This window comes from Pseudomonas sp. TUM22785, from assembly GCF_028198105.1.
In the GTDB taxonomy this organism is placed as follows: domain Bacteria; phylum Pseudomonadota; class Gammaproteobacteria; order Pseudomonadales; family Pseudomonadaceae; genus Metapseudomonas; species Metapseudomonas solani.
This window is the reverse complement of sequence record NZ_CP116239.1, coordinates 3,996,027-4,020,095: the sequence shown is the minus strand read 5'-3', so window position 1 is coordinate 4,020,095 and position 24,069 is coordinate 3,996,027. Positions and strand designations below refer to the sequence as shown.

Annotated in this window: 23 protein-coding genes, 1 pseudogene and 1 riboswitch; of the genes and pseudogenes, 9 read left to right on the top strand and 15 right to left on the bottom strand. The window is 66.3% G+C overall.

The features are described from left to right. Window position 1: 1 nt before the first annotated feature. Window positions 2-2,062 carry a TonB-dependent hemoglobin/transferrin/lactoferrin family receptor gene (locus PI990_RS18195; RefSeq protein WP_271657993.1) on the bottom strand — a complete coding sequence of 687 codons (2,061 nt, stop codon included), beginning with the start codon at window positions 2,060-2,062 and terminating at the stop codon, window positions 2-4. Between the two features lie 347 nt (window positions 2,063-2,409). Further along, window positions 2,410-2,603, top strand: a riboswitch (cobalamin riboswitch). Window positions 2,604-2,663: 60 nt separating this feature from the next. Between PI990_RS18195 and PI990_RS18190 the strand changes: the two genes are divergently transcribed. Next, complete coding sequence (locus PI990_RS18190; RefSeq protein WP_271657992.1) at window positions 2,664-3,347, top strand: energy-coupling factor ABC transporter permease; 684 nt, start codon at window positions 2,664-2,666, stop codon at window positions 3,345-3,347. Between the two features lie 42 nt (window positions 3,348-3,389). On the opposite strand, the gene PI990_RS18185 is transcribed toward PI990_RS18190, so the two are convergent. The 6 genes from PI990_RS18185 to PI990_RS18160 all read right to left on the bottom strand — a co-directional run bounded on the left by PI990_RS18185 (window position 3,390) and on the right by PI990_RS18160 (window position 9,297). After that, window positions 3,390-3,830: a copper uptake system-associated protein gene (locus PI990_RS18185; protein WP_236234019.1), complete on the bottom strand. Its 441-nt coding sequence runs from the start codon at window positions 3,828-3,830 to the stop codon at window positions 3,390-3,392. A 35-nt stretch (window positions 3,831-3,865) separates the two neighbouring features. Beyond that, entirely contained in the window at window positions 3,866-5,788 is a 1,923-nt protein-coding gene (locus tag PI990_RS18180; protein WP_271657991.1) for a TonB-dependent receptor plug domain-containing protein, read from the bottom strand. A gap of 137 nt (window positions 5,789-5,925) precedes the next feature. Continuing rightward, on the bottom strand, window positions 5,926-6,267 hold the full coding sequence (locus PI990_RS18175; protein WP_271657990.1) for a DUF2946 family protein: 342 nt from the start codon (window positions 6,265-6,267) through the stop codon (window positions 5,926-5,928). A gap of 120 nt (window positions 6,268-6,387) precedes the next feature. Beyond that, complete coding sequence (locus tag PI990_RS18170) at window positions 6,388-6,678, bottom strand: c-type cytochrome (protein WP_043245594.1); 291 nt, start codon at window positions 6,676-6,678, stop codon at window positions 6,388-6,390. Window positions 6,679-6,763: 85 nt separating this feature from the next. Continuing rightward, entirely contained in the window at window positions 6,764-8,866 is a 2,103-nt protein-coding gene (locus tag PI990_RS18165; RefSeq protein ID WP_333945552.1) for a TonB-dependent copper receptor, read from the bottom strand. A 59-nt stretch (window positions 8,867-8,925) separates the two neighbouring features. Beyond that, window positions 8,926-9,297: a DUF2946 family protein gene (locus PI990_RS18160; RefSeq protein WP_271657989.1), complete on the bottom strand. Its 372-nt coding sequence runs from the start codon at window positions 9,295-9,297 to the stop codon at window positions 8,926-8,928. Window positions 9,298-9,714: 417 nt separating this feature from the next. On the opposite strand from PI990_RS18160, the gene PI990_RS18155 reads away from it, so the two are divergent. From PI990_RS18155 to PI990_RS18145, 3 genes and pseudogenes are all read left to right on the top strand, one after another. Continuing rightward, window positions 9,715-10,929 (top strand): HD-GYP domain-containing protein, encoded by a 1,215-nt coding sequence (locus PI990_RS18155; protein ID WP_043245598.1) that lies wholly within the window; start codon window positions 9,715-9,717, stop codon window positions 10,927-10,929. A 712-nt stretch (window positions 10,930-11,641) separates the two neighbouring features. Continuing rightward, a pseudogene (locus PI990_RS18150) lies at window positions 11,642-12,569 on the top strand (IS110 family transposase). Between the two features lie 395 nt (window positions 12,570-12,964). Continuing rightward, on the top strand, window positions 12,965-13,354 hold the full coding sequence (locus PI990_RS18145; RefSeq protein ID WP_271657988.1) for a MerR family transcriptional regulator: 390 nt from the start codon (window positions 12,965-12,967) through the stop codon (window positions 13,352-13,354). Here the strand turns inward: PI990_RS18145 and PI990_RS18140 are convergent. Next, window positions 13,320-14,300, bottom strand: coding sequence for an NAD-dependent epimerase/dehydratase family protein (locus PI990_RS18140; RefSeq protein ID WP_271657987.1), 981 nt, complete (start codon window positions 14,298-14,300; stop codon window positions 13,320-13,322). The two genes, PI990_RS18145 and PI990_RS18140, sit on opposite strands and share 35 nt — an antisense overlap. 323 nt (window positions 14,301-14,623) lie before the next feature. On the opposite strand from PI990_RS18140, the gene PI990_RS18135 reads away from it, so the two are divergent. The 5 genes from PI990_RS18135 to PI990_RS18115 all read left to right on the top strand — a co-directional run bounded on the left by PI990_RS18135 (window position 14,624) and on the right by PI990_RS18115 (window position 17,679). Further along, window positions 14,624-14,971, top strand: a complete 348-nt coding sequence (locus PI990_RS18135; protein ID WP_021220155.1) for a metalloregulator ArsR/SmtB family transcription factor — start codon at window positions 14,624-14,626, stop codon at window positions 14,969-14,971. A 20-nt stretch (window positions 14,972-14,991) separates the two neighbouring features. Next, window positions 14,992-16,275, top strand: a complete 1,284-nt coding sequence (locus PI990_RS18130; RefSeq protein WP_271657986.1) for an arsenic transporter — start codon at window positions 14,992-14,994, stop codon at window positions 16,273-16,275. Between the two features lie 28 nt (window positions 16,276-16,303). After that, a complete protein-coding gene (locus PI990_RS18125) occupies window positions 16,304-16,777 on the top strand; it encodes an arsenate reductase ArsC (RefSeq protein WP_271657985.1) in 474 nt (157 codons plus the stop codon). Window positions 16,778-16,861: 84 nt separating this feature from the next. After that, entirely contained in the window at window positions 16,862-17,128 is a 267-nt protein-coding gene (locus PI990_RS18120) for a PepSY domain-containing protein (protein ID WP_043245602.1), read from the top strand. Then, complete coding sequence (locus PI990_RS18115) at window positions 17,128-17,679, top strand: cytochrome b/b6 domain-containing protein (RefSeq protein ID WP_271657984.1); 552 nt, start codon at window positions 17,128-17,130, stop codon at window positions 17,677-17,679. The genes PI990_RS18120 and PI990_RS18115 overlap by 1 nt, the downstream gene beginning before the upstream one ends. Here PI990_RS18115 and PI990_RS18110 read toward each other — a convergent pair. From PI990_RS18110 to PI990_RS18080, 7 genes are read right to left on the bottom strand one after another with little or no spacing between them, the layout of a single operon-like run. Next, window positions 17,676-19,061 (bottom strand): sensor histidine kinase, encoded by a 1,386-nt coding sequence (locus PI990_RS18110; protein ID WP_271657983.1) that lies wholly within the window; start codon window positions 19,059-19,061, stop codon window positions 17,676-17,678. The two genes, PI990_RS18115 and PI990_RS18110, sit on opposite strands and share 4 nt — an antisense overlap. Next, window positions 19,058-19,720 (bottom strand): response regulator, encoded by a 663-nt coding sequence (locus tag PI990_RS18105; protein ID WP_021220161.1) that lies wholly within the window; start codon window positions 19,718-19,720, stop codon window positions 19,058-19,060. Before PI990_RS18105 ends, PI990_RS18110 begins: the two co-directional genes overlap by 4 nt. Window positions 19,721-19,728: 8 nt before the next feature. Beyond that, the gene (locus PI990_RS18100) at window positions 19,729-20,364 is read right to left on the bottom strand and encodes a tetratricopeptide repeat protein (protein ID WP_021220162.1); all 636 of its coding nucleotides are present in this window, start codon (window positions 20,362-20,364) and stop codon (window positions 19,729-19,731) included. Further along, window positions 20,361-21,167 (bottom strand): SDR family oxidoreductase, encoded by an 807-nt coding sequence (locus PI990_RS18095; protein ID WP_184490055.1) that lies wholly within the window; start codon window positions 21,165-21,167, stop codon window positions 20,361-20,363. Before PI990_RS18095 ends, PI990_RS18100 begins: the two co-directional genes overlap by 4 nt. Next, window positions 21,154-21,825, bottom strand: a complete 672-nt coding sequence (locus PI990_RS18090; RefSeq protein ID WP_021220164.1) for a TenA family transcriptional regulator — start codon at window positions 21,823-21,825, stop codon at window positions 21,154-21,156. Before PI990_RS18090 ends, PI990_RS18095 begins: the two co-directional genes overlap by 14 nt. Before the next feature lie 8 nt (window positions 21,826-21,833). After that, window positions 21,834-23,303 (bottom strand): AMP-binding protein, encoded by a 1,470-nt coding sequence (locus tag PI990_RS18085; protein ID WP_184490054.1) that lies wholly within the window; start codon window positions 23,301-23,303, stop codon window positions 21,834-21,836. Further along, window positions 23,293-23,970, bottom strand: coding sequence for a thermostable hemolysin (locus PI990_RS18080; RefSeq protein ID WP_184490053.1), 678 nt, complete (start codon window positions 23,968-23,970; stop codon window positions 23,293-23,295). Before PI990_RS18080 ends, PI990_RS18085 begins: the two co-directional genes overlap by 11 nt. Window positions 23,971-24,069 lie beyond the last annotated feature (99 nt).

Below are 24,069 nucleotides of genomic sequence, written 5' to 3'. Positions count from 1 at the left end.
CTCAGAAGCGCGAGCTGAGGGTGAGGTTGACGCTGCGGCCTTCCTCGTAGGTGAAGGTATTGGCCTGGCTCTGCTGGTAGGTGGCGTAGGCCTGGTCGAACAGGTTGCTGACGCCCAGGTCCACGCGGTAGGGGTCCTGCTCCCAGGTCAGGCCGATATCGTGCAGGGCATAGCCGTCGCGGCGACGCAGCAGGGTGTCGTCGTAGTCCTGTGCACGGACGAACTGGCTGCGGTAGTTGACCGACCACTGCTCATCCAGGCGGTAGTCCAGGGTGAGGGCGAGCTTGTCCGGTGGGGCGTAGAGGTCTGCTCCGGTCTGGGCGTTGCGCGACCGCAGGCGTGAATACCCCAACCCGAGGGTGAGGCGGTCGTACTCGTAGGCGGCCTCGACCTCTCCACCACGGCGCTCGGCCTTGGCGACGTTGCGGCGCTGGAAGATCAGGCCGGTACCGGCGAAGGGCGCCTGGCGGGTGTAGGTGCCCACGGTCTGCTGGTCGATGAGGTCTTCCACCTCCTCGTCGAACCAGGTGGCCTTGAGGCGAAAACGGTCCTCGGGGGCCAGCAGCTGGCCGAAGTCCAGGGTGAAACCGCCTTCCCAGGTCTTGCTGGCCTCGGGCTTCAGGTTCGGGTTGGCGCGGAAGTTGAACAGCGCCCTGTTGGTGTTCAGGTTGCCGTACATCTCGGTCATGGTGGGAGCGCGGAAGGCTTCCCCGTAGCTGACGAACAGGCCCAGGGCATCCAGCGGCTGGTACTTGAGCGCCAGCTTCGGCGAGAGCCGGTCATGGTGGGTGCTGTCCTGCCCGGGGGAGGAGAGCTTGTAGTCGTCATGGCGCAGCGCCGCGATGAGCGTCCAGCGCTGGAACAGCTCCTGTTCGCTCTGCAGGAAGCCGCCGCGCGCGCGCATCCTGCCGTCCGGCAGCACCGAGTTGGCCTGGCCGGCGGAGGTGTTTTCGGCGGTGTCCTCGTAGTAGTCCAGGCCGTAGGTGAGGCGTTGGCGGTAGTCCTCGCCCAGTTCGAAGGTGGTGGTGTTCTGCAGGCTGCCGCCGTCCGTGCGGGTCATGCCCGAGGTGTCCGGCTGGGGCGGTGTGGAGCGGCTATGGCCCGACAGGCTATAACGGGTGCGATAGAGGGAGAGCCTGCCATCCAGCAGGGCCCGGTCGGCATCGTGGAACAGCCAGTTGCCGGTGTACTGCTCCTGGCGGCGGTGGCTGTCCTGATCGAAAGGGAAGAGCAGGTTGCCGCCGGGGTTGGTGGGGCCGGTGAAGTCGTCGTCGAAGGTCTGCCGGCCCAGCTCCAGGCGGTTCAGGTCCCCCAGGTTGAGCCCCGCCTTGAACAGGCTGGCGGTGAGGTCGCCATCGTTGGGGTATTCGGCATCCGTACCGCCCTTGGCAGTGTGAATGGTGCCGTAGTCGCGGTAGGTGGCGCTGGCGAGCATATCGCCCTGGTCGTTCAAGGCCGCAGCGGTGAGGTTGGTGGAGGCGGATTCGTCGCCGCTGCGATAGCTCACTTTGGCGCGGCCACCGAAGGTTTGCCCGGGGGCGACGAAGTCCTCCGCCGCCAGTGTCTCGAATGCCATTACGCCACCCAGCCCGCCGCTCCCGTAGGCGGCCGACATCGGGCCGCGCACCACGTCGATCTGGCGGATGAAATCCGGGTCGAGCAGCAGGGGGCTGTTCACGCCGCCTTCGTTGTTACGCCGGGCGCCATCCACGCTGAGGATGATGCGCGGCCCTTGCAGGCCACGGATGGCAGGGCTCTGCGAAGCCGGGCGCGGGCCGCCGCCGACGTTCACGTTGGGCAGGCTGCGCAGTACTCGGGAGAGGGTGTCCGCCTGGGCGTCGTCGAGGTTCTCGCGGTCGACCGTGGAGACCGAGGCGGGCAGGGCGAAGCTGCTGTTGGCGCTGCGTGTGGCGGTGACCGTGGTGCTGTCGAGCACCAGCGTGGGGCGCTCCTCGGCCTGGAGTTGCCCGCATGCCGCCAGCAGCAATGGCCAGGCCGTGGCAGGCCCCATGGACAGCGTGCGGCGCAACCACAGGGGACGAAACGATGCAGAGACAACCATGCCTTTTCCCTTCTCTCGCAGACTCTCGGGCGCCCTTGCGGGTGCACCGGTTGATCCGGGAACGGCGGCGTGCCTTGAGCGCCTCGAGGTATCCGATCCCTGGATGGTGGCCGGGCACCCGAGGGGTGCCCGCATGCGGTCGGGCTGCCGATCCATGGGATTGGTCAGCCCGGGACGGGAAACTAGCAAGGCCGGCGCCGGGGCTTAACTGCGACGTTCCACCGCAGGCAGCCGTGCCGCTCGTCCCGAGCGACCGCCTCAGGCCCCGTGCGTGATGACCCTGTGGCGAGCTGTCGCACCCCCGGTGATCGGGGGGCAAGGATTTCTATGCCGCCGTGGCGGGAATCGGTACCATTTCCGCCGATGGTTTTCCGGGTGCCCCGGAACTAAGAGGGAACATGGTCGGCGAGATGCCCAAGCCATGGCTGCCCCCGCAACTGTGAGCAGAGCGCGATGCCCGATGTACCACTGGCGACGGCTGGGAAGGTGGGTGGAGCGGTGAACTGCGAGCCAGGAGACCTGCCATCAGCAAGCGGGCGAAAGCCCGGCCCCCTTAGTCATCCCTATCGTCGCGCGGTGGGCGCGGCACGGAGCACCACCCATGCATATCGAACCTGGCGTCGTAGAAGGCGCGAAGATCTTCCTCAGTTATGGCACGGCAGTAGCGGCTTTCGGCCTGACGGCCAAGATGGCCGTCGACAGCATCCGCCGCAACGGCGGTGTGACCGTGCTGGCGCTGCGTAGTTTGATCACCACCGCCCTGGTGTTCTGCTTCTTCGAGGTGCTGCCGCACCACGCAGTGGGCGTCTCCGAGGTCCACCTGATTCTCGGCTCGACCTTGCTGCTGATGTTCGGTGCGGGGGCGGCGGTGGTCGGGCTGGCTGCCGGGCTGCTCATCCAGGGCCTGTTCTTCGCGCCCTTCGACCTGCCCCAGTACGGCATGAACGTTACCACCCTGCTGGTGCCGCTGTGGGGCATCAGCCTGCTGGCGAACCGTCTCATTCCGTCTGCTACGCCCTATGTGGAAACGCGCTACACCCAGGCCTTGGCGCTGTCCACCGCCTATCAGGGCGGCATCGTCGCCTGGGTCGGGTTCTGGGCCTTCTACGGGCATGGTTTTTCCAGCGAGACCCTGGCCTCCGTCGGCACCTTCGGCATCGCCTATATGAGTGTGATCCTGGTGGAGCCCCTGATCGACCTGGGCGTGCTGGCTCTGGCCAAGGCGCTGTCGCGCTACAGCAAAGGCCCGCTGTTCAACGTGCGTTTGCACCACGCGGCTGCTTGAGTGCAAGCCGGGTGCATGTCCTCGCATACACCCGGCCCCAGGTCAGTGTTGCGGGTCACCGTGCCCGGCGTGAGCATCCACGCGCACGGTGCCCTTGAAGCGCGAGAACTGCCGGACCCGTTCCGGCGCTATCACCGACTCCGCCGTGCGTACGGCTCGCAATAGGTCGCTCGCTTCTCGCTGGGCCAGCCCGGCATCCTTCAGGGTCGCTTCGTCGAGTAGCCCGTCGCCCGCGCACAGCACCACTTTCCAGTGATCCTGCACGCGTGTGAGCAGGGCGCGCCCACCTCGTTCCGCTTGCGTCCAGCCCGCTATGGCGTAGTCGCCTTCCAGGGTCACCGGGCCGACGTCCAATGCCGCCTCCGGGCGCTCCCAGGTGTGTTTCATCAGGTGCTCGATGGCTTGTCGGTCCGCTTGGCTGTCGGCCAGTGCGTAGCCGCCGGTGAGCGCCCAGAGCACGATCAGGTGTCTTGTCCACTTCATAAGCTTGTCTCCTCGATGAGCCAGGTCGTGAAATTTCAGAAGCCCATCCTCACGCCCACCTGGGCTGAGGTGCCGGGCATGGGGTAGCCGGTGCGGTACGCGTAGTCACGGTCGAACAGGTTCTCGACGGCCAGGAACACCTCGCCTTCCTCGCCGAGCTCGGGCAGGGCATAGCCCAGGCGCAGGTTGACCACGGTGAAGCTGTCCACTTGCTCGAAGTTGCTCGCGCCCTCGACCCGCTCCTGCTGCAGCACGTACATCCCGCTCTGGTACTGCGCGTCTGCGCTCAGGCGCCAGGGGCCGGTCGTGTAGGTGGTTCCCAGCGAGAAGGAGCGTCGCGGCGCGTAAGGCAGGTTGCGCAGGCTGGGGTCGAGCCAGGTGAAGCCGAGGAAGCTGCTCCAGCTCTCGTTCCAGCTCTGCTGCCAGGAGGCTTCGGCGCCCTTTATCTCGTAGTCGCCCAGGTTCACGTAGGCGGGTTGGGTCACGGCCGGGGGGAAGGCGAACAGGTAGCGGTTCTGCAGCTTGTCCTTGAATACGGCCAGGTCGAGGGTCGCGCCCTGGGTCGGGTTGAACTTGACCCCCAGTTCCCTGTGGTCCATGCGCTCCGGCTCCAGCTCACGCCAGCTTTCACCCAGGGCTGGAATCAGGTGCGAGAGAACGGAGGTTTCCAGGCCGGGGTAGTTGACGCCCCTGGAGAGGTTCGCCCGGAACTCGAGGTTGTGGGTGGAAAGCAGCAGTCCGGCATGGGGTGCCGTTTCGCTCTTGTAGACGTTGTGGTCATAGCCACGGATGCCGGCCGAAGGCGTGAGCGTCCAGTCCGGGTTCAGTTCGATCGCCTGGCTGAGCCCCAGGTGCGGGGAGATGAGTCGCAGGGTGGGCGTATCGAAGTCGTCACGGGGAGCCGGCGCCACGCGCTTGAAGGCCGCCTGGCCTTCCATCTGGTCGATATCCAGCCCCATTGCGATCTCGCCGCCATTCCAGGGCATCAGGTTTTCGGACCAGCGCAGGCCCTGCATGCTGAAGTCGGTGATGGTGTCGCCGTCGAGTCCGGTCTGGTCGAGGGCGCTGCCGCGACCTTCGTTGTAATAGAGCTTGAGGCTGCCTCGGGACTCCTCGTGTTCGTGAGCGAGCGTCATCGATACCAGGCTGCCACGGGTATTGAACTCGCCGGTCCTGGTGTCGGGCCGCCCTTGTTGGCCGGGGTCGGAGGCACGGTTGTCCGCGTGCAAGGCGAGCAGCGCCACCGACCAGTTGTCATCGAGCTGGTAGCTGAAGTTGGCGAGGCCATTGTTCAGGCGGCCGTCGCCATCGGCACGGTCACCGTCCGAGCGGGCGGTGCCTTGCGCCAGGCTGTAGCCCAGTGCGCCGCTGCGCCCGGTCAGGCTGGCCTGCTCGGTGAACGTGCGGAAGCTGCCTCCGGTCAATTGGAGTGTGCCGTTCTGGTGGTCACCCGCTGCGGCCGCGCGTGGCGTCAGGTCGATGGCGGCGAAGGTGTTGCCGAAGTTCTGCGGTTGCGGGCCCTTGTAGACGCTGATTCGCTCCATGCCATTGATGGGCAGCAAGTCCAGCAGCGGATGGTTCCAAACCGGCATGTAGAAGGGAACGCCGTCGATGAAGGTCTTGATCTCGCTGCCGGGGCGACTGGCTCCCATGCCCCGGATGTAGACCGCCCCACCTTCGGCTCCGCCGAACGAGCCGACCGGGTTGAAGCGCGACACCGTCACCCCGGGCGTGCGACGCAGCGCGGACGACAGGTCCAGCGCGTTGAGGTCGCGGATCTGCTCTTCGCCCACAAGGGTCGCCATGCTGGCGAAGGCGTCCACGGCGTTTTCATCGATAACCGCTTTCCCCGTCACCTTCGACTCGGGTAGCTCGATCGGGTTGACCTGGGCTGCGGTGGCACTGGCCATTCCCCACAAGGCGAGGGAAATGCCGTAGCTCAGACGTTTGATCAACATGCCACTTACTCCTTGATTCTGCTTTTTTATTCAGCCGCCGCCCGCACCGGGCTTTGCCGTCTGGCGGCGTGCAGGCTGTGTGCTTCTCTGAACGGGCGCCGGAGCACGTGCAGTGCCCGGCGTAGCGCAATGGATGTTCAGCAGGGGGCAGGCGGAGCCCGTGGGCTGGCGGGAGGCCACGCATGGCGGGGAGGTGCACTCGGACGGGGGCGCGGCCGTGGGTGTGGCGCATGGCCGCCGCGCAACAGCCAAGACAGGCCCAGCAGCAGGCCGATGCCGAGTGGCACCGAGGCGCAAAGCGGGCAGGTGAAAGAGGCCAGCCAAGCAGCTGGCAGCGGGAGGCTCGTGCCTGACCCGGCAGATGGCTGGCCGTCGGCGCTGCAGAACGGTGTCTCCAGCCCGCTCAATTGCAGGCCAGCCGCCTGGCCATGGTGGATGCCGCAGCTGAATACGCTGTACAGGACGCAGGCGTAGAGCATCCAGGCGATCAGGGAGCCTGGTCTACGACGGGCGCTCTTCAGGTGTGGGCGGGCAGGTTTGTGCATCGGGACGAGGGCGGTGGATGGGTTCGCCCGCCGGGAGCGAACCCAGGCACAGCGTTACTGGGCCATCCAGTGGATCACGGCCTTGTAGTCCTCGGGGCTGCAATCCATGCACAGGCCGCGCGGCGGCATGGCGTTGAAGCCCTGGGTCACGTGCTGCACGAGTACCTCGTCACCCTTTTCCAGGCGGGGTTTCCAGGCCGCGGCGTCGCCCTTCTTCGGCGCGGTGGGCAGTTGCCCGTTGTGGCACATGCCGCAGGCGCGGGTGAACACCGCCTCGGGTTCCTGGGCCGCCTGGGCCAGGGGGAGGGCCAGCAGGCAGGCTGCGAAGAGCAGGGATTTTTTCATGATCAACTCCTGTTTTTTCAATTATCGGTTGGCTTTCAGGTGGAGCACGGCAGCCGACTCACGGATCGGCTGCGCGCGTGTCGCTTCAGAAACTCAGGTCGACCTTGGCCCAGAGGGTGCGGCCCGGCTCGTCGATGGCGACGCGTTCGGCGGGGTAGCCGAAGCCGGCGTCACCGGCGAGGTTGAGGTGTTCGGCATAGTCCTTGTCGAACAGGTTGTCGACACCCGCGCTCAGTTTGACGTTCTTGCTGACGCGATAGGCGCCGTTGAGCGAGAAGACGCCAAAGCCCGCGCTGCTGCCGAAGTCCTGGCCCACGACGTTGCCCTTGCCCTCGGCCACCCGGCCCTGTTGGGCGACCAGGCGCCAGAGCGCGCCGGCGCTCCAGTCATCCTGCTCGTAGGTCAGGCCGAGGCGGGCCTCCAGCGGCGGCATCTGCGGCAGCGCTTCGCCGTCGGAGCTGTTCTTGCCCCAGGCATAGGCGAGAGAGCCGTCGGTTTTCCAGTGTTCGCCCAGCTTGTAGCTGGCCCCCAGCTCGCCGCCCATGATGCGGGCGTCCACGTTGCCGGCCGAGGAGCTGGTCATGCCCATCATCCCGGTGTTGTAGCTGAACAGGATGTAGTCACGCACCTGGCCCACATAGGCGGAAGCCCAGGCGTCGAGGTTCTCGCCAGCGTATTGCACGCCGAAGTCGAGCTGGGTGGTCTTCTCGGGCTTGATGCCGTCAAAGGCGTTGGCACTGCCGGACGGGCCGCTTTCCGCCGAGAACAGTTCCCAGTAATCCGGGAAGCGCTGCACATGGCCCAGGCCCGCATACAGGGTGGTGGGCGATTCGGCCAGGTCGTGCTCGTAGCGCACGAAGCCGCTGGGCAGGGTGTCGGCGCGGGTGGCCCCGGCGGTGGGGTTGTCGACGGTCATCATCCCGCTCCACTGGAACGAGCGGAAATCCTTGGCACTGGACCTGTCCAGGCGCGCACCGCTGACCACGCGGTTGCGCTCGGCGAGGTACCAGGTGGCCTCGGCGAAGGCACCATAGTTGTGGGTGACGGCGTCCTTGTCCCAGGGTGACTGGTCGGTGTCGATGTAGTCGCCGGTCATCATGTCGGCGCTGGAGTTGCGCCAGCGGTGCTCGCTGCGTAGCGCGTCGACGCCGGTGACCAGTTCCACCTCGCCCAGGTTGACGGTGGCGGCGAAGCGGGCGCCCAGCGTGCGGCGGTCGACCTGCGCGGCCATGGGCATCGGCATCATGCCGGATGGGTCCGGGTCACGCAGGCTGAAGTTGTCCATGATGTGGTCGGCGTAGTTGTAGTAGACCTGCGCCTCCACCTTGGTTAGGACGTCGCCGAGGTTGCTCTTCTCGAAGCGGAGCCCGAGGCTTTCCCGGGTGAACTGGGCGCCGTCCATGCTGCGACCGGCGTAGCGCGCCTCACCGTCGCCCTTGCCAGCGGTGAGCTCCAGCAGGGTGTCTTCATCGGGTGTCCAGCCGATGGCCAGGTCGCCGTTCCACTTCTTCCAGCGCGAGGGCACGGTGTCGCCGTCGCCATCCTCGTAGTCATCCGACTGCGCCTGGTTGCCGGTGAAGCGCACATAGCCTTCGCTGCCGCCGACCGCACCATCGAGCACCTTGTCGAAGCGGCCGTTGGAGCCCACCAGGAAGCTGGCGTCCAGGCGGCTGCCCAGCTCGCCGAAGTGCTCCGGGCCGCGCTCGAACAGCACGGTGCCTGCTGAAGCACCTGGTCCCCAAAGCACGGTTTGCGGTCCCTTGATGACCGTCAGCTTGTCGTAGGTTTCCGGGGCGATGTACGAGCTCGGAGCATCCATCCGGTAGGGGCAGGCGCCCAGCATCAGGCCGCCGTTGGTGCGCAGGTTGATGCGCGAGCCGAACATGCCGCGCAGCACCGGGTCGCCGTTGCTGCCGCCGCTGCGGATGGCGGCGAAGCCGGGGATGGTCTTGAGGTAGTCGGTGGCATCGCTGGCCGGCACCGGCTGCCGGGCGTCCTTGGGGTTGGCCACGATGGTCAGCGGTGAGCTCTGCTGGACCGCGGTGATAACGGTGGGGGGCAGTTCGTCCTTATCGTGCTGTTGCTCTTCGGCATGCAGTGAGGGCATGGCCACGGCCAGGGCCAAGGCGTGAAGCAGGAAAGGCACGCGCAGGGCGGCGCGACCCGGAAGGGAAGGGATTGCAGACATGATTGTTCCTAAATGGATGAACAGCAGTACGCCTTCGCAGGAAGGCGCGCTTCAACGATTCAGGAAAACGAAGGGGGCGCCCGGTTGGGAGGCGCGAGCAGGAAGGGCGGGGCATTGGCCGGGGGCGCAAGGTGCCGCGCGGGTTGCGTCGCCAGCGCGGGCGGTGGCGCTGGCGGGGTGAACGGCAGGCTCTGCAGCGCAACCGACTGCAGGCCGCACTGGGTGCAGGGCAGTTGCTGGCCGGCGAGCCCGTCGTCCTTGTCGCCGAGCTGCCACTGCATGCCCTGGGAGGTGCACATGAGCATGAAGCCGCCACCGCTCATCTGCGGTATCGCCCACAGCGGCATGGTCACGCGCAGCAGCATGCCCACCAGGGCAAAGGCGTAGAGCCAGTCGCGAAGGTTTCGGCTGAGTGGGTTCAGGGCGGGCATCCTCGAAGGTGCGCGGAGTATAGATTCATTTCGCCCGGGTTCAACACGGCGGATTGCCGCAGCGCCCGCGGCGAGGAGGCGTACTCCGCCTGGAAAAGGTAAGCCTGACTATGCGGTTGTAGAGCGACTTCATCGCGTCATTCAACGGCCATTTTCGGCGCAGGTCGCTTCAGCCAACCGAAACACTTGCAGCGACATGCCGGCGGGTAGCTTGTGATTGTCATGCCGGCCCCTGCATATCGCAGCGTACAGCGTACTTTTTGTAGATGATCCGAATGTTCGCACCATCTGGCCGCCCACAGCCAAGCGCACGGAGCCTATGCGCTCTCGTGATTTCATAGCGAAATTCAATTGGCTGCCGAGAGCTGACTTGATATCCAAATGACTCTACAGGTATCGCTTTCTCTGGAGTGTCCTATGGCTGAAGGCGCCGGGATGGACCACATCAAAGTCGAAGCAGCGCAGCTGACCATCGGCATGTATGTGGTGGAGCTGGATCGCCCATGGACGGACACCAATTTTCTCTTTCAAGGTTTTCGCATACGCCAGCAGCAGGAGATACGCCTGCTGCAGGAGATTTGCCGCTATGTCTGGGTGGATGCTCGACGCTCGCTCGACGTGCGTGGGCAGCTTGTGGAGAACTACGCTCAGGCGGCTCCCTTGATCCCTGCCATTGCTAAGGTCGACTTCAATGTGGAGGTGGAACGGGCAACTCCTGTGTGGCATGCCGCGCGTGAGGAGTCGTTGCGAATCCTGCATACGCTGAGGATGGGGCAGGAGTTGGATGTGGCGGCTGTCAAAGTCGTGGTCAAGGAGTGCGTCGAAAGCATCTTGCGCAATCCTGCCGCGATGCTCTGGCTGGCTCGCATCAAGAACAGTGATCACTACACCGCTGAACATTCCTTGAGGGTGTCCATTCTGTCCATCGCCCTGGGCAAGGAACTGGGCATACCTCTTTATCAACTGGAGCAGATCGGTGTGTGCGGCATGCTCCACGATGTGGGCAAGATCAAGGTTCCCAACGAGATACTCAATAAGCCCGGTGCACTGACCGCAGAAGAGCTGCGGATCATGCAAAGCCATGCAGCAGAAGGGCGCAAGCTGCTGATGAGCAACCAGCAGATCACGCCGGCGACCGTCGATGTCGCCTATTCGCATCATGAGCGCTTGGACGGAAAAGGCTATCCACGTGGCCTGGACGCCAGCAGGATTCCCTACTTTGCCAAGGTCATTGCTGTGGCAGACAGCTATGACGCCATCAACAGTGATCGGGTCTACAGCAAGGGGAAGTCCAGCCTCGAATCCCTGCGTATTCTGCTGGACGCGGTCAATTGCCATTTTGATGAGGCGATTGTCGAGTGCTTTATCCGGCTGATCGGCCTCTACCCCCCAGGCGAGATTGCCGAGTTAAGCAGCGGGGAAGTGGGCATCATCATTGGATGCCCTCCGGGTAATAAACTCAGGCCCAAAGTACTGATCGTGCGTGATGCGGAAAAAAACGCATGTCAGGAAAGGGTCATTGATCTCGCCGACAAGGCCGTGAGAGTGCGTGAGGTACACGGGAGCGGGGCATTCGGTATCGATATAGAGTCCTACCGTCTCAAGGGATTGATGATTCCGGAGAATCTCTGAGCTCCAAGTAATCCTCACCCCTGCTTTGATCAGCGCGGCATGACGTGGCGCAGAGCAGGGTGTCCACTGGTCGAGTCAGCGACGTTCATCTGAAGGTGGGAAACCACGTCCCCAGCACCTGTTCTCGTTCGGGACGCCAATCCCGGCTGCCCAGGTTGGACAGCGGGGCAACGTTATGGATTCGGGGCGGGGTGTCAACCGGAGGGCCGGAGGCCGGCGGTGAGGTTGATCGCGGATGAATCCGCTCCCACAAAAGAGGCCGCCCGGTTCGGCGTAGGGCGGGGGAAACCCGCGAGGTTCCGTGCTGGGGCCCCGTCGGGTTGCACCCGACCTACAACGGCACGGTGCCGTAGGTTGGCGCCGAGCGCAGCGAGGCCCAACGCCACCCTGTCCGGTCTCGCTGCGGGCGCTCCCTGTGGGAGCGGCTTCAGCCGCGAAAGAAGCACTGCCGGCACTGGGCTGCGAGTGGCCGGCTATTCCATCGCGAATGAATTCGCTTGTATGTCCTAGGGTGGAACCTGTCGGGGGGCGGAGGGAGCGAAATCGCTTCTGCAAGCCAGACCGTGGGAGATTTCTCCCGCCCCTCACCTCACTGCAAGCGCCGATAAGGAATCCATCGGCTCAGGTCCGCCCCCGAGACCGACCATATCTGCAAGCCTGCGCCATCGTGAGCCCCCGACAGGTCATTCCATCTTGGCCCTGGGAGTTCGTCATGACAATGCAGAGCACCGTAATCGGTATCGATGTCGCCAAAGACAGTCTGAGTCTGTATCGAGCAGATCTGGAGCAGGCCAGCGAGCTCATCAATGAGCCGCACGCTATCGCCACCTGGCTCAAGAGCCTGCCTGCACGAAGCCACCAACACCTACCACGTTGCCGTCGCCACGCTGGCGCACAAACGTGGCCACAGGGTCTACGTGATCGATGGTTACCGCCTGAGCAACTACCGCAAAGGCATCGGTGGCCGGGTCAAGAACGACCTGAGCGATGCCCGTCTGCTGGCCTGCTACCTGGCTCATGAACAGAAGCAGTTGCACCCCTGGGCGCCGCCGAGCCGCCTGTACCGCAAGCTGCAGGCCCTGTTGCACCGTCGCGCCACCCTGGTGCGAGTAACGACGGCTCTGCGCCTGAGCTTCGCCCAGGATCGCCAATTGGCGGAGGCATTGAAGCCCGTCCTGCAGCAGATGAAAGACCTGGAGTGGACGCTTAACGCAGCGCTGCAATCCACGCTGAAAGAGGCCGGTTTGAGCGCGCAGGCACAACGTTGCCAGGAGATCGAAGGGGTTGGCCCGATCACCGCTGCCGCGCTGAACCTGGCCTTCCTGCGGGGCACCTTCCGCAGTAGCGATGCGTTCATCGCCTTTCTCGGGCTGGATGTCCGGGTCAGGGAATCGGGGCGCTACATCGGCCGGCGCAAGCTGACCAAGCAGGGGGATCCGGAGATACGACGGCTACTGCATAACGCCGCCATGGCCGCCAGTCGCACAGCCGCCTGGAAGGAACGCTATCAAGCTTATTTGCAGCGGGGTTTGAAGAAGACCGAGGCCCTAACGATTCTCGCCCGGAAACTGGCCAGAATCGCCTTTGCCCTGATGACCAGCCAACAGCCGTACCGACACCGGGACGCTACGGCTGGTTGACATAGAATCTCCCACGAGGCGGCGCCGTGGGATGCGCCGGGCGGAGCTCCGCGAGCGCAGCGAAACCCATCACCGCAAACGCCAGGTTGCACCCGACCTACAGGCCATACATAGCCCCTGTAGGGGCGACTTCAGTCGCCAATCAGGCCGCAGGGCTGCCCCAACGCGGTGCTCCCCGACGGCACCGTTTGGTGGATGAAAAGAGCGCCATCCACCCTACATATCGGTCAGCGCCGAGGGATGCGCCGGGCGGCGCTCCGCGAGTGCAGCGAAACCCATCACGCGATGGGGGAACTCATTCGCCAAGCACCCCTGCAGGGAGGCTGCTTGCAAGACAGCGCACCTGGGCGGGCGGTAATCTCCGGGCTCGAACTGAGCGGTGAAAAGGGGGCTATATGTATATCGGTGAGTTGGCCAGATTGTCGGGGTGCACGCCCAAAGCCATTCGTTTATACGAGCAGATGGGCCTGATCAGCCCGCAGCGCCTGGGTACATACCGGCACTACACGGCCCATCACCTGAAGCTGCTGCAGATGATCCGTATGGCCCAGGACGTTGGCTTCAAACTGGGGGAGATGAGCGAGCTGCTGGCGGCCAAGCAACATCAAGCGCCCTTTCCCCTGGAGCTGGCCAACAAGGGCATCGAAGCCAAGCGCCTCGAACTGAAAGCACAGAGAAAAGCCCTGAAGCTGCGAGAGCAGCGCCTGGCAGAGCTACAGGCGCAGATAAACCAGCAGTTCGCTCCCAAGGTCAGCGCGCCAGCAAATACTCAAACGCCTGCCTGAGAGCCTCCTGGGGTGGGCGCGGCTGGTAGCCCAGTTCGTTGACGGCCTTGTCGATGCAGTAGTGCTGGCGCACGCCATAGAACATCCGCACCTGGCTACGGAGCAACTCGGCGGGCTGGCCGGTAAACCGTGCCCGCCACTCTTGCAGCGTGGCGACCAGCAACAGCAAGGCTTTTGGAGCCTGCCTCGGCAGGCGGTATGCCGAGCCAAGCCCGTTGAGCGCTTCGATCACCTCGGCCAATGAAGACGACTGCCGGTTGGCGAGTATGTAGCGCTGACCCGGGCGACCTTGCTCGGCTGCACGGATCAAGCCGTCGGCCACGTCCCGCACATCGACGAAATTGAAGTGAAAATTGGGGTCCAGTACCAGCTTGCGCTGCGGCACGGCGGTGAGGAAACCCATGGTGTCGGTCAGGCGTTCGGCATAGGGGCCGGTGATTGCCGAGGGCAGTACCGCCACCATTTCCAGGCCGTGGTTTTGCGCGGCCTCCCAGGCGGCACGCTCGGAGAGGATCTTCGACAGGTAATAGGGGTTCTGCAGGTTGGTGTTCCAGGTGCTCTCGTCCAGGTAGTGGCCGTTGTGGCCAACTGCCGCGACAGAGCTGACATAAACCACGCGGCGAACACCTGCCTCGGCAGCGGCGCGCAGCACATTGCGCGTTCCTTGCACGTTGACGTCGATGATCTCGGCGTCCGGGTGCTTCGCCCAGTGCTTGAAAACGGCTGCGACCTGGTACAGCACATCAACACCTTGTAGCGCGTGGCGCAGGGAGTCGAAATCCTGCAACTCTGCGCGTGCCACCTGGCAGCCGAGGCCACTCAGTGCGGAGCCGTGCCGCAGATCACGTACACCTGCACGCACAGGCTGCCCGCGAGCGAGCAACTGCCGAACCAGGTTGTTGCCAAGATGCCCATTGGCACCGGTCACCATCGATAAAGCACTCATCTGCTAGCCCTGGTTATGAAGGAGAGCCGGCAGCATGCAGGTTGCCCTTAGGGTCAGAGTCAAGCGTGGTCATCTGGGTGCAAGAACACCGCACCACGGGAAGCAGAAACACGCCCAGCGCTCGCAACCCTACCCTGACACGTTGCCCCTGGCGGCATCGCTTGGTGGATGAAAAGAGCGTCATCCACCCTACATGTCGGTCAGCACCCGAGCTGCGGGCGGCGGGCAAAAAAACCGCACAGGCGTGAGTCTGGGCGTCGAAATGTCTTTTCTGGATATATGGAAATCCGTATATTCGATTTCCCATATGTTCTGGCCCTCCCATGATCACCCCGACCGACGTCTTCAAAAGCCTCGCCGATGAAACGCGCGCCCGCGCCACGCTGCTTATCGCCCACCTTGGCGAGTTGTGTGTCTGCGAACTGATGTGCGCCCTGGATGACAGCCAGCCGAAGGTCAGCCGCCACCTTGCCCAACTGCGCAGCAATGGCTTGCTGCTGGATCGCCGCCAAGGCCAGTGGGTGTATTACCGCCTCAACCCGGAGCTGCCCGCCTGGGTGCACGAGATGCTGCAGGTGACGCTCAAGGCCAATGCCGAGTGGCTGCGGGAAAACGCCTCGCGCCTGCACAACATGGATGACCGCCCCGTCCGTGCGGCCGCCTGCTGCTAAGCCTGTTGGAGCGCTGGTTCATGCTTGTCGCCATTGCCGTGTTCGTCTTCACCCTGGTGCTGGTCATCTGGCAACCCAAAGGCCTGGGGGTGGGCTGGAGCGCCACCCTCGGCGCGGTCATCGCGCTGGGCGTGGGGGCGGTGTCGCTGCACGACATCCCCGTCGTGTGGGCCATCGTCTGGAACGCCACCGCTACCTTCATCGCCGTCATCGTCATCAGCCTGCTGCTGGATGAGGCCGGTTTCTTCGAGTGGGCGGCGCTGCATGTAGCCCGCTGGGCCAAGGGCAGCGGTCATCGCCTGTTCTGCTTCTGCGTGCTGTTGGGCGCCGCGGTTTCGGCGTTGTTCGCCAACGACGGCGCGGCACTGATCCTCACGCCCATCGTCATGTCCATGCTGCTGGCGCTGCGCTTCTCGGCGGCCACCACGCTGGCCTTCGTCATGGCGGCCGGGTTCATCGCCGATACCGCCAGCCTGCCGCTGGTGGTCTCCAACCTGGTGAACATCGTTTCCGCCGATTACTTCGGCCTGGGCTTCAGCGAGTACGCCGCGGTGATGGTGCCGGTGAACCTGGCCAGCGTCGCTGCCACGCTGCTGGTGCTGTGGCTGTTCTTCCGCCGTGACCTGCCCCGGCGCTACGCCCTGGAGGCGTTGCCGGCGCCGGAGACAGCGATCCGCGATCGCGCCACCTTCGTGGTGGGTGGGTGGACCCTGCTGGTGCTGCTGGCCGGCCTCTTCGCCCTGGAGCCCCTGGGCATTCCGGTCAGCGCCGTGGCGGCCGTCTGTGCGGCGACCCTGTTCGCCGTCGCCGCGCGCGGGCAGCGGATCGCCACCCGGCGCGTGCTGCGCGAGGCGCCCTGGCAGGTGGTGGTGTTCTCCCTCGGCATGTACCTGGTGGTCTATGGCCTGAAGAACGCCGGGCTGACGGACCTTCTCACCCAGGTGCTGGACCGCCTCGCCGCGCAGGGGCTGTGGAGCGCCACCCTCGGCACCGGCGTGCTTTCCGCCGTGCTCTCCTCGGTGATGAACAACATGCCCAGCGTGCTGATCGGGGCGCTGTCGATCCAGGGCAGCGGGGCCGAAGGCGTGGTGCGCGAGGCGATGATCTACGCCAACGTCATCGGCTGCGACCTCGGCCCGAAGATCACCCCCATCGGCAGCCTGGCCACGCTGCTCTGGTTGCATGTGCTGGAGCGCAAGGGCATGCGCATCACCTGGGGTTACTACTTCAAGGTCGGCATCCTGCTGACGCTGCCCGTACTGCTTATTACGCTGTCGGCCCTGGCGCTGCGCCTGAGCCTTTGATCGCCGCCCGGTGCGGCAGGAGCCATCGATGCGAGTCCTGTTCATGTGCACGGCCAACAGCTGCCGCAGCATCCTGTCCGAAGCCCTGTTCAACCACCTGGCGCCGCCCGGGTTCGAGGCGGTGAGTGCCGGCAGCTTTCCCAAGGGCCAGGTGCTGCCACGCAGCCTGGCCACCCTGCAGCAGGCGGGCATCGACACCCGGGGGCTGCGCAGCAAGGGCAACGAGGCCTTCGCCGACAACCCGCCGGATGTGGTCATCACCGTGTGCGACAAGGCGGCCGGTGAGGCCTGCCCGGTGTACTTCGGCCCGGCGCTGAAGGCCCACTGGGGGCTGGAGGATCCCTCCGAGGCGGGGGGTGACGAGGGCCAGGTGGAGGCGGCCTTCCGCGCCACGCTGGCCTGCATCGAGCGGCGCTGCCGGGCCTTCCTGGCGTTGCCCTTCGCGAGCCTCGAGCGCGACGAGCTGCAGCGCGAACTGGCCCGTATCGGCACCTTGCCGTAGCGGCCGGACGGGGCGTTCGGGCCTCAGAAATCCTTAAGCTTCGGCGCGCAGAGTGAGGCCTCCAAACACCAAAGGAGCTTCACCATGCGCTTCATGCTGCTTCCCGCCTTGCTGATCGCCAGCGGCGCCGCCCTCGCTTCACCGCAATGCACCACCGCCGACCGCTCCACCTGGAAGGACCCCGAGCAGTTCCAGGCGCAGTTGAAGGAGCAGGGCTATCAGATCAACAAGTTCAAGATCACCTCCGGCAACTGCTACGAGATCTACGGCCTCGACAAGGACAAGCGCAAGGTCGAGATCTACCACGACCCGGTCACCGGGCAAGCGGTGAAGAGCCGGGTGGAAGACTGATGCGCGCGGCGACCATCCGCCTCTGGGACCCGCTGGTCCGGCTGTTCCATGTCTCGGTCGCCGGCGTCTTCTTCGCCGATTACTTCTTCACCGAGGAAGGCGACCCCTGGCACGCCTGGCTGGGCTACTACGCCTGCGCCTGGCTGCTGGTGCGCGTGGCCTGGGGCTTCATCGGGCCACGTAGCGCGCGCTGGCACGACTTCTGGCCGACGCCGCGACGGCTCGCGGCGCACCTGCGGGCACTGGTCAGCGGTGCGCCCTGCCACCGCCTGGGGCATTCGCCCCTGGGGGCGCTGGTGATGGTGCTGATGATGGGCGCCATCGCGCTGCTGGGGCTCAGCGGCTACCTGATGCAGGAGGTCGATTCGCTGTGGGGCGTCGACTGGCCCCAGGACCTGCACCGCTGGAGCGCCAACGGCCTGGCGTTGCTGGTGGCGCTGCACCTGAGCGCTGCGGTGTTCGAGAGCCTGCGCCTGCGGGACAACCTGCCGCTGTCGATGATCACGGGCCGGCGCCGCCCGCTGCCGGAGGAGGAGCAGGGGCCGGGCTAGGCCGGCCCGGCGGGCCGCTGGCGCAGGGGGAACATCAGGATGGCGCGCAGACCGCCGCCGGCTGCGTTCTCCAGGCGCACGTCGCCGCCCAGGTGCTCCATGATGGTCTTGACGATGGACAGCCCGAGGCCGGCGCCGCCCTCGTGGCCATCGCTGAAGAAGCGTTCGAAGACCAGGGCCAGGCGTTCTTCGGGGATGCCCGGTCCCTGGTCCTCCACCGCCAGCTCGATGTGCTCGGCGGCGTTGCGCAGGCTGATGGTCACCACGGCGTCGGCCGGGGAGAAGTCCACGGCGTTGCTCACCAGGTTCTGCAGGGCGATGCCGATGCTCATGGCGTCGCCACGCACGGGGTAGGTGCCGGGCTGGATGTCCAGCACCGGCTCGACGTTGTGCTCCAGCACCCAGGGGGTCATTTCCACCAGGGTGTCGGTGGCGACCTTGGCCAGGTCGAGGTCATCGCCCGGGTGTTGCCCCAGGCGCGGCTCGATCCGTGCCAGGGTCAGCAACTGGTTGACCACGCGGCTCAAGCGGTCGACGCCGCCGATCAGGTAGCCCAGGGCGCGCTCGCGGTCTTCCGCAGAGCGGGCCTGCTCCACGTTCTGCGCATGCAGGCGCAGGATCGCCAGCGGGGTGCGCATCTCGTGGGCGGCGTCGGCGATGAAGCGCTGCTCGCGGCGCAGCAGGTCGCTGACCTGGCCGAGCAGCCGGTTGATGGCCGCCTGCATGGGCTCCAGCTCGCTGGGCAGCGGGGCCAGCTGCAGGGGTTCGAGGGATTTGGCATGGCGGCCGCGAATGACGTTGGCCATGTTCTGCAGCGGTTGCAGCCCCCAGCCGATGGCGAACCAGACCAGCAGCGCCAGCACCAGCCCGCCCAGCAGGAAGGGCAGCAGGGTGTGGCGCACGATGCGGTTGACCAGGTCGCCGCGCACGTCCTTGCGTTCGCCGACCCAGATCACCACCTGCTGCTCGCTCACCGGCAGCAGGAAGCCGCGCCACTGCTTGCCGTCGAGGGTGATGTCGGAGAAACCGGGGGTGCGCTGCTGGGGGCCGATGCGTGGGGCGCTGGGGGTGTTCACCAGCAGTTCACCGTCAGTGCTCCAGACCTGGAATGCCAGCTTGTTCTCGTAGGGGTGGCCGATGCCGGAGCGGCCTGCCTGGAGCAGGGCCGCGTCGAAGGCGCCGTAGAGCTTCTGGCGGTCGCCGGCGGCCAGCGGCAGGCTCATCACGCCCTGCAGCAGCCGGGCGTTCTGCGCCAGGTGGGCGTCGTAGACCTCGGCGATCTCGTGGCTGCTGTCGCGGTAGTTGTAGTAGGCGAGCAGGCTGGTGCCGGCGATGAGCAGGATGAACACCCGCCACAGGGTGCGTTGACGCAAGGAGGTCATAGTTTGCTTTCCACCAGGTAGCCGATGCCGCGCACGGTGCGGATCAGCTCGCCGAAGAGCTTCTTGCGCAGGTGGTAGATGTGCACTTCGAGGGTGTTGCTTTCCGCTTCCTCGTCCCAGCCGTAGAGCAGCTGGGTCAGGCGCTCGCGGCTGAAGACCTTGCCCGGCTGGGCCAGGAGTTCGTGCAGCAGCATGTACTCCTTGGGCGTCAGCGAGACGGGCCGGCCCTGGTAGTGAACCTGCTGAGAGACCGGGTCGAGGCTGACGCCGCCGTGTTCCACCAGCACCTGCGCGCGGCCGCTGCTGCGTCGCAGCAGGGCACGCAGGCGGGCCTTGAGCTCGTTGAGGTCGAAGGGCTTGATCAGGTAGTCGTCGGCGCCGGCATCGAGGCCGGCGATGCGGTCCTCCATGCCGTCGCGGGCGGTGAGGATCAGCACCGGCAGCGCCGACCCCGACCCGCGCAGGCGCTTGAGGACGTTGAGGCCGTCCAGGCGTGGCAGGCCGAGGTCGAGGATCACCAGGTCGAAACTCTCCTGGGTCAGGGCGTGCAGTGCGCTGGCGCCATCCTGCAGCCAGTCGATGGTGTAGCCCTCTTCGCGAAGGCCGGTGCGCAGGCCTTCGCCCAGCGCGCTATCGTCTTCAACCAGCAACAGACGCATGCTTGGTCCTAGTTGTCCTTGAGGTTCTTGAGTAAAGCATTGATCTCATCCCGTCGCCCCTGGTCAGCCAGCTCGCGCCCGGGGCGCGGGGGGGCCTGCAGGGCTTGTTCCAGGGCCTGGCGGGCTTCTGTCGGGCGGTCCTGGCGGTACAGATGATCACCCCAGAAGTACAGGCTGTCGATGCCGTGCGGGTTGATGCGCAGGGCTTCCTGCAGCAGCGCCTCGGCTTTCTTCGCGTCGCCGAAACCGATGGGCCAGCCGGGCACTCGGTCATAGAGCGCCGCCAGGCTGGTGTAGGCCGAGCCCTGCAGGGCTTGCGGGTCCAGCGCCAGGGCCTTTTCCAGGCTGGCGCGTGCCTCCTTGACCTTGCCCAGTGCGCCCAGGCCGCCCTCGGCCCCGGCCCAGCTGCTGGTGACGATACCGTTCCAGATCCAGGCTTCCGCCGCTGTCGGTTGCTGGCGGGCGAATACCTCGCTGTCGGCCGCCAGCTTGGCGAAGGCCGTCTCGCGTTCGGCCTCGGGCGTGCGGTACTGGATCTGCGCCCAGCGGGTCTGGATGTCGGCCAGGCGTTGCTGCCCGGCGTCGTCCAGGGACCAGGCCAGGGGCGAGGCGATGAGCAGTGCGATGAGCAGGAGTCGTTTCATTTGCTGGTTTCCCCGGTGGTTGCGCGGCTGTGCTGGCGGATGACCGGCAGCTGCTTGCGCAGCGCCCGGTCCACCAGCCCCGGTAGCAGGTGGTTGAGGCGCACGAAGAGCTTTTCCGGCCAGCCCAGGTAGAGCTCGCGGAGGTTGCGTTCGATCGCTTCGAGCACGGCGATGGCGACGTCCTCGGGGGCGTCGGTGCCCACTTTCAGCGCGTCGTTCAGCGCGGTGGCGGCGGCGCCGTTCATGGCCGTGCGGGTGGCCCGTGGCGCCACATAGAGGACGTCCACCGAGGTGTCCGCCAGCTCCCGCCGCAACGCCTCGGAGAAGCCGCGCAGGGCGAACTTGCTGGCGCAATAGGTGGCGTAGCCGGGGTAGCCGATGGAGCCGTAGGTGGAGCCGATGTTGGTGATCAGCGCGTGCTCCTGCCGGCGCAGCAGGGGCAGCAGCAGGCGGGTGAGCTGCAGCGTGGCCTTGAGGTTGAGGTCGAGCAGCTCGTCCAGGCGCGCGTCGTCGATCTGCTCGAACAGGGCGAAGTGGTTCACCCCGGCGGCGTTGACCAGCAGGTTGACGCCGCCCAGCTGCCAGGCCGAGGTCAGCACCTGGTGGCGGTCGGCGCTCTGGGTGAGGTCGGCCTGCAGCCAGCGCAGCTGGTGCGGGTACTGCTGGCGCAGGGGCGCCAGGCTGCCCTCGTGGCGGCTCACCGCCAGGACCTGGGCGCCGGCCTCGCAGAGTTGCCGGGCCAGTTGCAGGCCGATGCCGCCGCTGGCGCCGGTGAGCACCGCACGGCAATCAGACAGTCGCATGGCGCACCTCGGCACGGGGCAGGCCGCGGAACATGTCGGCATAGAGGCCGTAGACCACCTGCGAGGTGTGGATCACCGCGGCCTGGTCTTCGGGCTGGTCGAGGCGGTCCATCAGTTTGCGGTAGGTGGCCATGTGGTCCTGGTCCAGCTCGCCGTGGGAGCTGAGGTAGCTGAAGGCCGTCGGTGGCAGGCCGAGGGAGCTGCGGATGCTGCCGGCGGCGTGGGTGGCCAGGGCGATGCTGGTGCCCTCCAGCACGTTGACCATGCCGAACAGCCCCACCGGGTTGTGCCGGGCGATGGTGTCGTAGAGGAAGGCCACCATCAGCTCGATGGACAACGATGGCCGGCTGTCGCGCACGCGCTCGGGGTCGCCGCCGCAGGCCGCGATGTCGTTGAGGATCCACTGCTCGTGGCCGTACTCCTCGTCGATGTATTCGCACACGGCCTTGCGCAGCCACTCCAGGCGGCTGGGCAGGCGCGCGCCGCAGGCCATCATCAGCGGCGCGGTGTGGCGTACGTGGTGGTAGGCCTGGGTGAGGAAGGCGATGTAGCCCTCCAGGCTGACGGTGCCGCCCAGTGCGTCGCGGATCACCGGTACGGCGAACAGCGCCTGGCGTTCGGTGTGGGTGGCGCTTTGCAGGGTGTCGAAGAAGGACATGGGAAACCTCAGGCGTTGGCGAGTTGGTTAAAGGTGGTCTGGTAATGGAGGAAGATCGCCTCGCGGCGCGGCCGGCCGTTGCCGGTGAGCATGCCGTTGGCGGTGGAGAAGGGCTCGGGCAGGCGCGCCCAGCGGTGCACCCGGGCGTAGTCCGGCAGCCCCTGGTTGCAGCGCTGCACGGCGGCTTCCAGCTCGGCGGCGGTGGTCTCGACGGCCAGCGGCCAGAGCAGCGCCAGGTTGTGGCTCAGGCCCTCGCCATGGACGAAGGCCTGGAGGATGGTGCCGTCCTGGGTCAGCTCGGCCTCCACCCATTCCGGGTTGACGTTGCGGCCGAAGCTGGTGATGAACTGGTTCTTCTTGCGCCCGAGGATGCGCAGGTAGCCGTCCGCATCGAAGTGGCCGAGATCACCGGTGGGCCACCAGGGCGAGGCGGGCGCCGGCTCGCCCAGGTAGCCGAGCAGGATGGCGCCGCGCACCAGCACCTCGCCGTCTTCGGCCAGGCGCACCTCGACGTGGGGCAGGGGCCGGCCCACCGTGCCGGGGCGGCTGTGCCCGGGCAGGTTGAGGCACACCACCGAGGCGCATTCGGAGAGCCCGTACCCCTCGTACACCGGCAGGCCGATGGCCTGGGCGCGAGCCAGCAAGGCCTCCGAGACCCGCGCGCCGCCGACGGCGACGAAGCGCAGCTCGCCAACCTGCATCAGGCCGCGCTCGATGGCGGTGACCAGGGCCAGCAGCAGTTGCGGCACCAGGATCAGGCTCTGCGCGCCGCTGAGCATGATGCAGCCCAGCAGGCGCTTGAGGTCGATGCCGCTGGCGCCGTTGAGGCCGAGCTGGGCCAGGGGCAGCAGGGTGACCTGGGCGCCGGCGATCAGCGCGGCGTAGGTACCGAGGTTCTCCAGCAGTACGCCCAGGGGCAGCACCGCCAGATACTGGCGCGGCGCGGTGGGGCGGCTGGCGGCTTCCAGGGCCTGGGCAACCTCGAGCATGGCGGCGGCGGACAGGCACACGCCCTTGGGGGTACCGGTGCTGCCGGAGGTGTAGGTGATGCGCGCGGTGCCTTCCGGCAGGGCGGCGGCGTGGCTCGCCGGGCGCTGCCAGAGGCCGTCCGTGTATTGGTAACCGGCGGCGGTCAGTTCCTCGCCGTGGGCGTCGTCGTCCGCCAGCACCAGGGTCGCCTGGCTTTGCTGCAGGCAATGGGCCCGCTGGGCGGGGCTGAAGAAGGGCGGCAGCACGATGCACGGGCGCTGGCTGAACAATGCCGCCAGGTCCCAGAACAGTGCGTCCGGCCCGTTGTCCAGGAGCAGCACCAGCGGCCCCGCCGGCAGCTCGCCCAGGCGGGCCTCGCGCTGCGCGACCTCGGCCAGCAGCTGTGCATAGCTGAAGCGCTGCTGGGCGCCCCTGACGGCTGGGCGCCGGGCGTCGCTATCAGCGTGCCGTTGCAGGATTTCACGGAACCCCTTCAGGTCAGGCCGCATTGCCGTTCTCCCCGTGCAAGGAGGGGAGCCCCAGGCGGTGGAACACGCCGTGGCGCTCCAGCTTGTGGTAGCCGTTGCCGATGTCGCCGGCGAATACCTGCGGGCGTTGTGCGTAGTAGGTGCCCCAGTTGCTGTCCGGGTCGGCCAGGCGCTCGGCTTCGGCCCGGCCCAGGGAGATCGGCTCCAGGCCGAGGCGGTGGAAGCTGTTGACCAGGCTGGCGGTGCCGGTGAAGGCGACCCAGCGCAGCCCCCGGGTGGCCAGGAGCCAGGTCACGGCGATGATCAGCAGGCGGGCGCCGCCGGCGGACAGCGACGACAGGTTGCCGACCTCCACCAGGGCCGCGCGGGTGACGGCGGCTCCGGCCAGGCGGCTCACCGCCGCTTCCATGGGCTCGTCCAGGTACTGTTCGAGGAACAGCGGCCCGGTGTCTGCCAGGCGGAGGCCGACGGCGGCGTCCAGGTCGCCGTGGCGGTCATGGAGCCCGAGCATCTCCGGCAGGAAGTGCTGGACGTCGGCGTCGTGGGCCGCTTTGAAGCTGCGCTGGACGAAACCTTCCAGTGCCTCGCGGCCCGGGTCCCCTGGGCGTTGCAGGGCCAGGTAGGCGTGGCGTTGGCCCAGGCTGCCAAAGTGAAGTGGGAACAGCGTTTCCCATTGCGACTGGATCATGTCTTGCCCCCATCGTTGGTTCGAGTGGGGGCAGTATCCGCAGCGAATCTGAATGGAGTCTGAAGCCGGCCCAAACGTTCTGGGGGTTGCCTTCAGCCG

What these genes read in the sequence shown, in the direction of transcription:
- PI990_RS18195 (WP_271657993.1), bottom strand. Translation starts at nt 2,062, where the DNA reads ATGGTTGTCTCTGCATCGTTTCGTCCCCTGTGGTTGCGCCGCACGCTG.
- PI990_RS18190 (WP_271657992.1), top strand. Translation starts at nt 2,664, where the DNA reads ATGCATATCGAACCTGGCGTCGTAGAAGGCGCGAAGATCTTCCTCAGT.
- PI990_RS18185 (WP_236234019.1), bottom strand. Translation starts at nt 3,830, where the DNA reads ATGAAGTGGACAAGACACCTGATCGTGCTCTGGGCGCTCACCGGCGGC.
- PI990_RS18180 (WP_271657991.1), bottom strand. Translation starts at nt 5,788, where the DNA reads ATGTTGATCAAACGTCTGAGCTACGGCATTTCCCTCGCCTTGTGGGGA.
- PI990_RS18175 (WP_271657990.1), bottom strand. Translation starts at nt 6,267, where the DNA reads ATGCTCTACGCCTGCGTCCTGTACAGCGTATTCAGCTGCGGCATCCAC.
- PI990_RS18170 (WP_043245594.1), bottom strand. Translation starts at nt 6,678, where the DNA reads ATGAAAAAATCCCTGCTCTTCGCAGCCTGCCTGCTGGCCCTCCCCCTG.
- PI990_RS18165 (WP_333945552.1), bottom strand. Translation starts at nt 8,866, where the DNA reads ATGTCTGCAATCCCTTCCCTTCCGGGTCGCGCCGCCCTGCGCGTGCCT.
- PI990_RS18160 (WP_271657989.1), bottom strand. Translation starts at nt 9,297, where the DNA reads ATGCCCGCCCTGAACCCACTCAGCCGAAACCTTCGCGACTGGCTCTAC.
- PI990_RS18155 (WP_043245598.1), top strand. Translation starts at nt 9,715, where the DNA reads ATGGCTGAAGGCGCCGGGATGGACCACATCAAAGTCGAAGCAGCGCAG.
- PI990_RS18145 (WP_271657988.1), top strand. Translation starts at nt 12,965, where the DNA reads ATGTATATCGGTGAGTTGGCCAGATTGTCGGGGTGCACGCCCAAAGCC.
- PI990_RS18140 (WP_271657987.1), bottom strand. Translation starts at nt 14,300, where the DNA reads ATGAGTGCTTTATCGATGGTGACCGGTGCCAATGGGCATCTTGGCAAC.
- PI990_RS18135 (WP_021220155.1), top strand. Translation starts at nt 14,624, where the DNA reads ATGATCACCCCGACCGACGTCTTCAAAAGCCTCGCCGATGAAACGCGC.
- PI990_RS18130 (WP_271657986.1), top strand. Translation starts at nt 14,992, where the DNA reads ATGCTTGTCGCCATTGCCGTGTTCGTCTTCACCCTGGTGCTGGTCATC.
- PI990_RS18125 (WP_271657985.1), top strand. Translation starts at nt 16,304, where the DNA reads ATGCGAGTCCTGTTCATGTGCACGGCCAACAGCTGCCGCAGCATCCTG.
- PI990_RS18120 (WP_043245602.1), top strand. Translation starts at nt 16,862, where the DNA reads ATGCGCTTCATGCTGCTTCCCGCCTTGCTGATCGCCAGCGGCGCCGCC.
- PI990_RS18115 (WP_271657984.1), top strand. Translation starts at nt 17,128, where the DNA reads ATGCGCGCGGCGACCATCCGCCTCTGGGACCCGCTGGTCCGGCTGTTC.
- PI990_RS18110 (WP_271657983.1), bottom strand. Translation starts at nt 19,061, where the DNA reads ATGACCTCCTTGCGTCAACGCACCCTGTGGCGGGTGTTCATCCTGCTC.
- PI990_RS18105 (WP_021220161.1), bottom strand. Translation starts at nt 19,720, where the DNA reads ATGCGTCTGTTGCTGGTTGAAGACGATAGCGCGCTGGGCGAAGGCCTG.
- PI990_RS18100 (WP_021220162.1), bottom strand. Translation starts at nt 20,364, where the DNA reads ATGAAACGACTCCTGCTCATCGCACTGCTCATCGCCTCGCCCCTGGCC.
- PI990_RS18095 (WP_184490055.1), bottom strand. Translation starts at nt 21,167, where the DNA reads ATGCGACTGTCTGATTGCCGTGCGGTGCTCACCGGCGCCAGCGGCGGC.
- PI990_RS18090 (WP_021220164.1), bottom strand. Translation starts at nt 21,825, where the DNA reads ATGTCCTTCTTCGACACCCTGCAAAGCGCCACCCACACCGAACGCCAG.
- PI990_RS18085 (WP_184490054.1), bottom strand. Translation starts at nt 23,303, where the DNA reads ATGCGGCCTGACCTGAAGGGGTTCCGTGAAATCCTGCAACGGCACGCT.
- PI990_RS18080 (WP_184490053.1), bottom strand. Translation starts at nt 23,970, where the DNA reads ATGATCCAGTCGCAATGGGAAACGCTGTTCCCACTTCACTTTGGCAGC.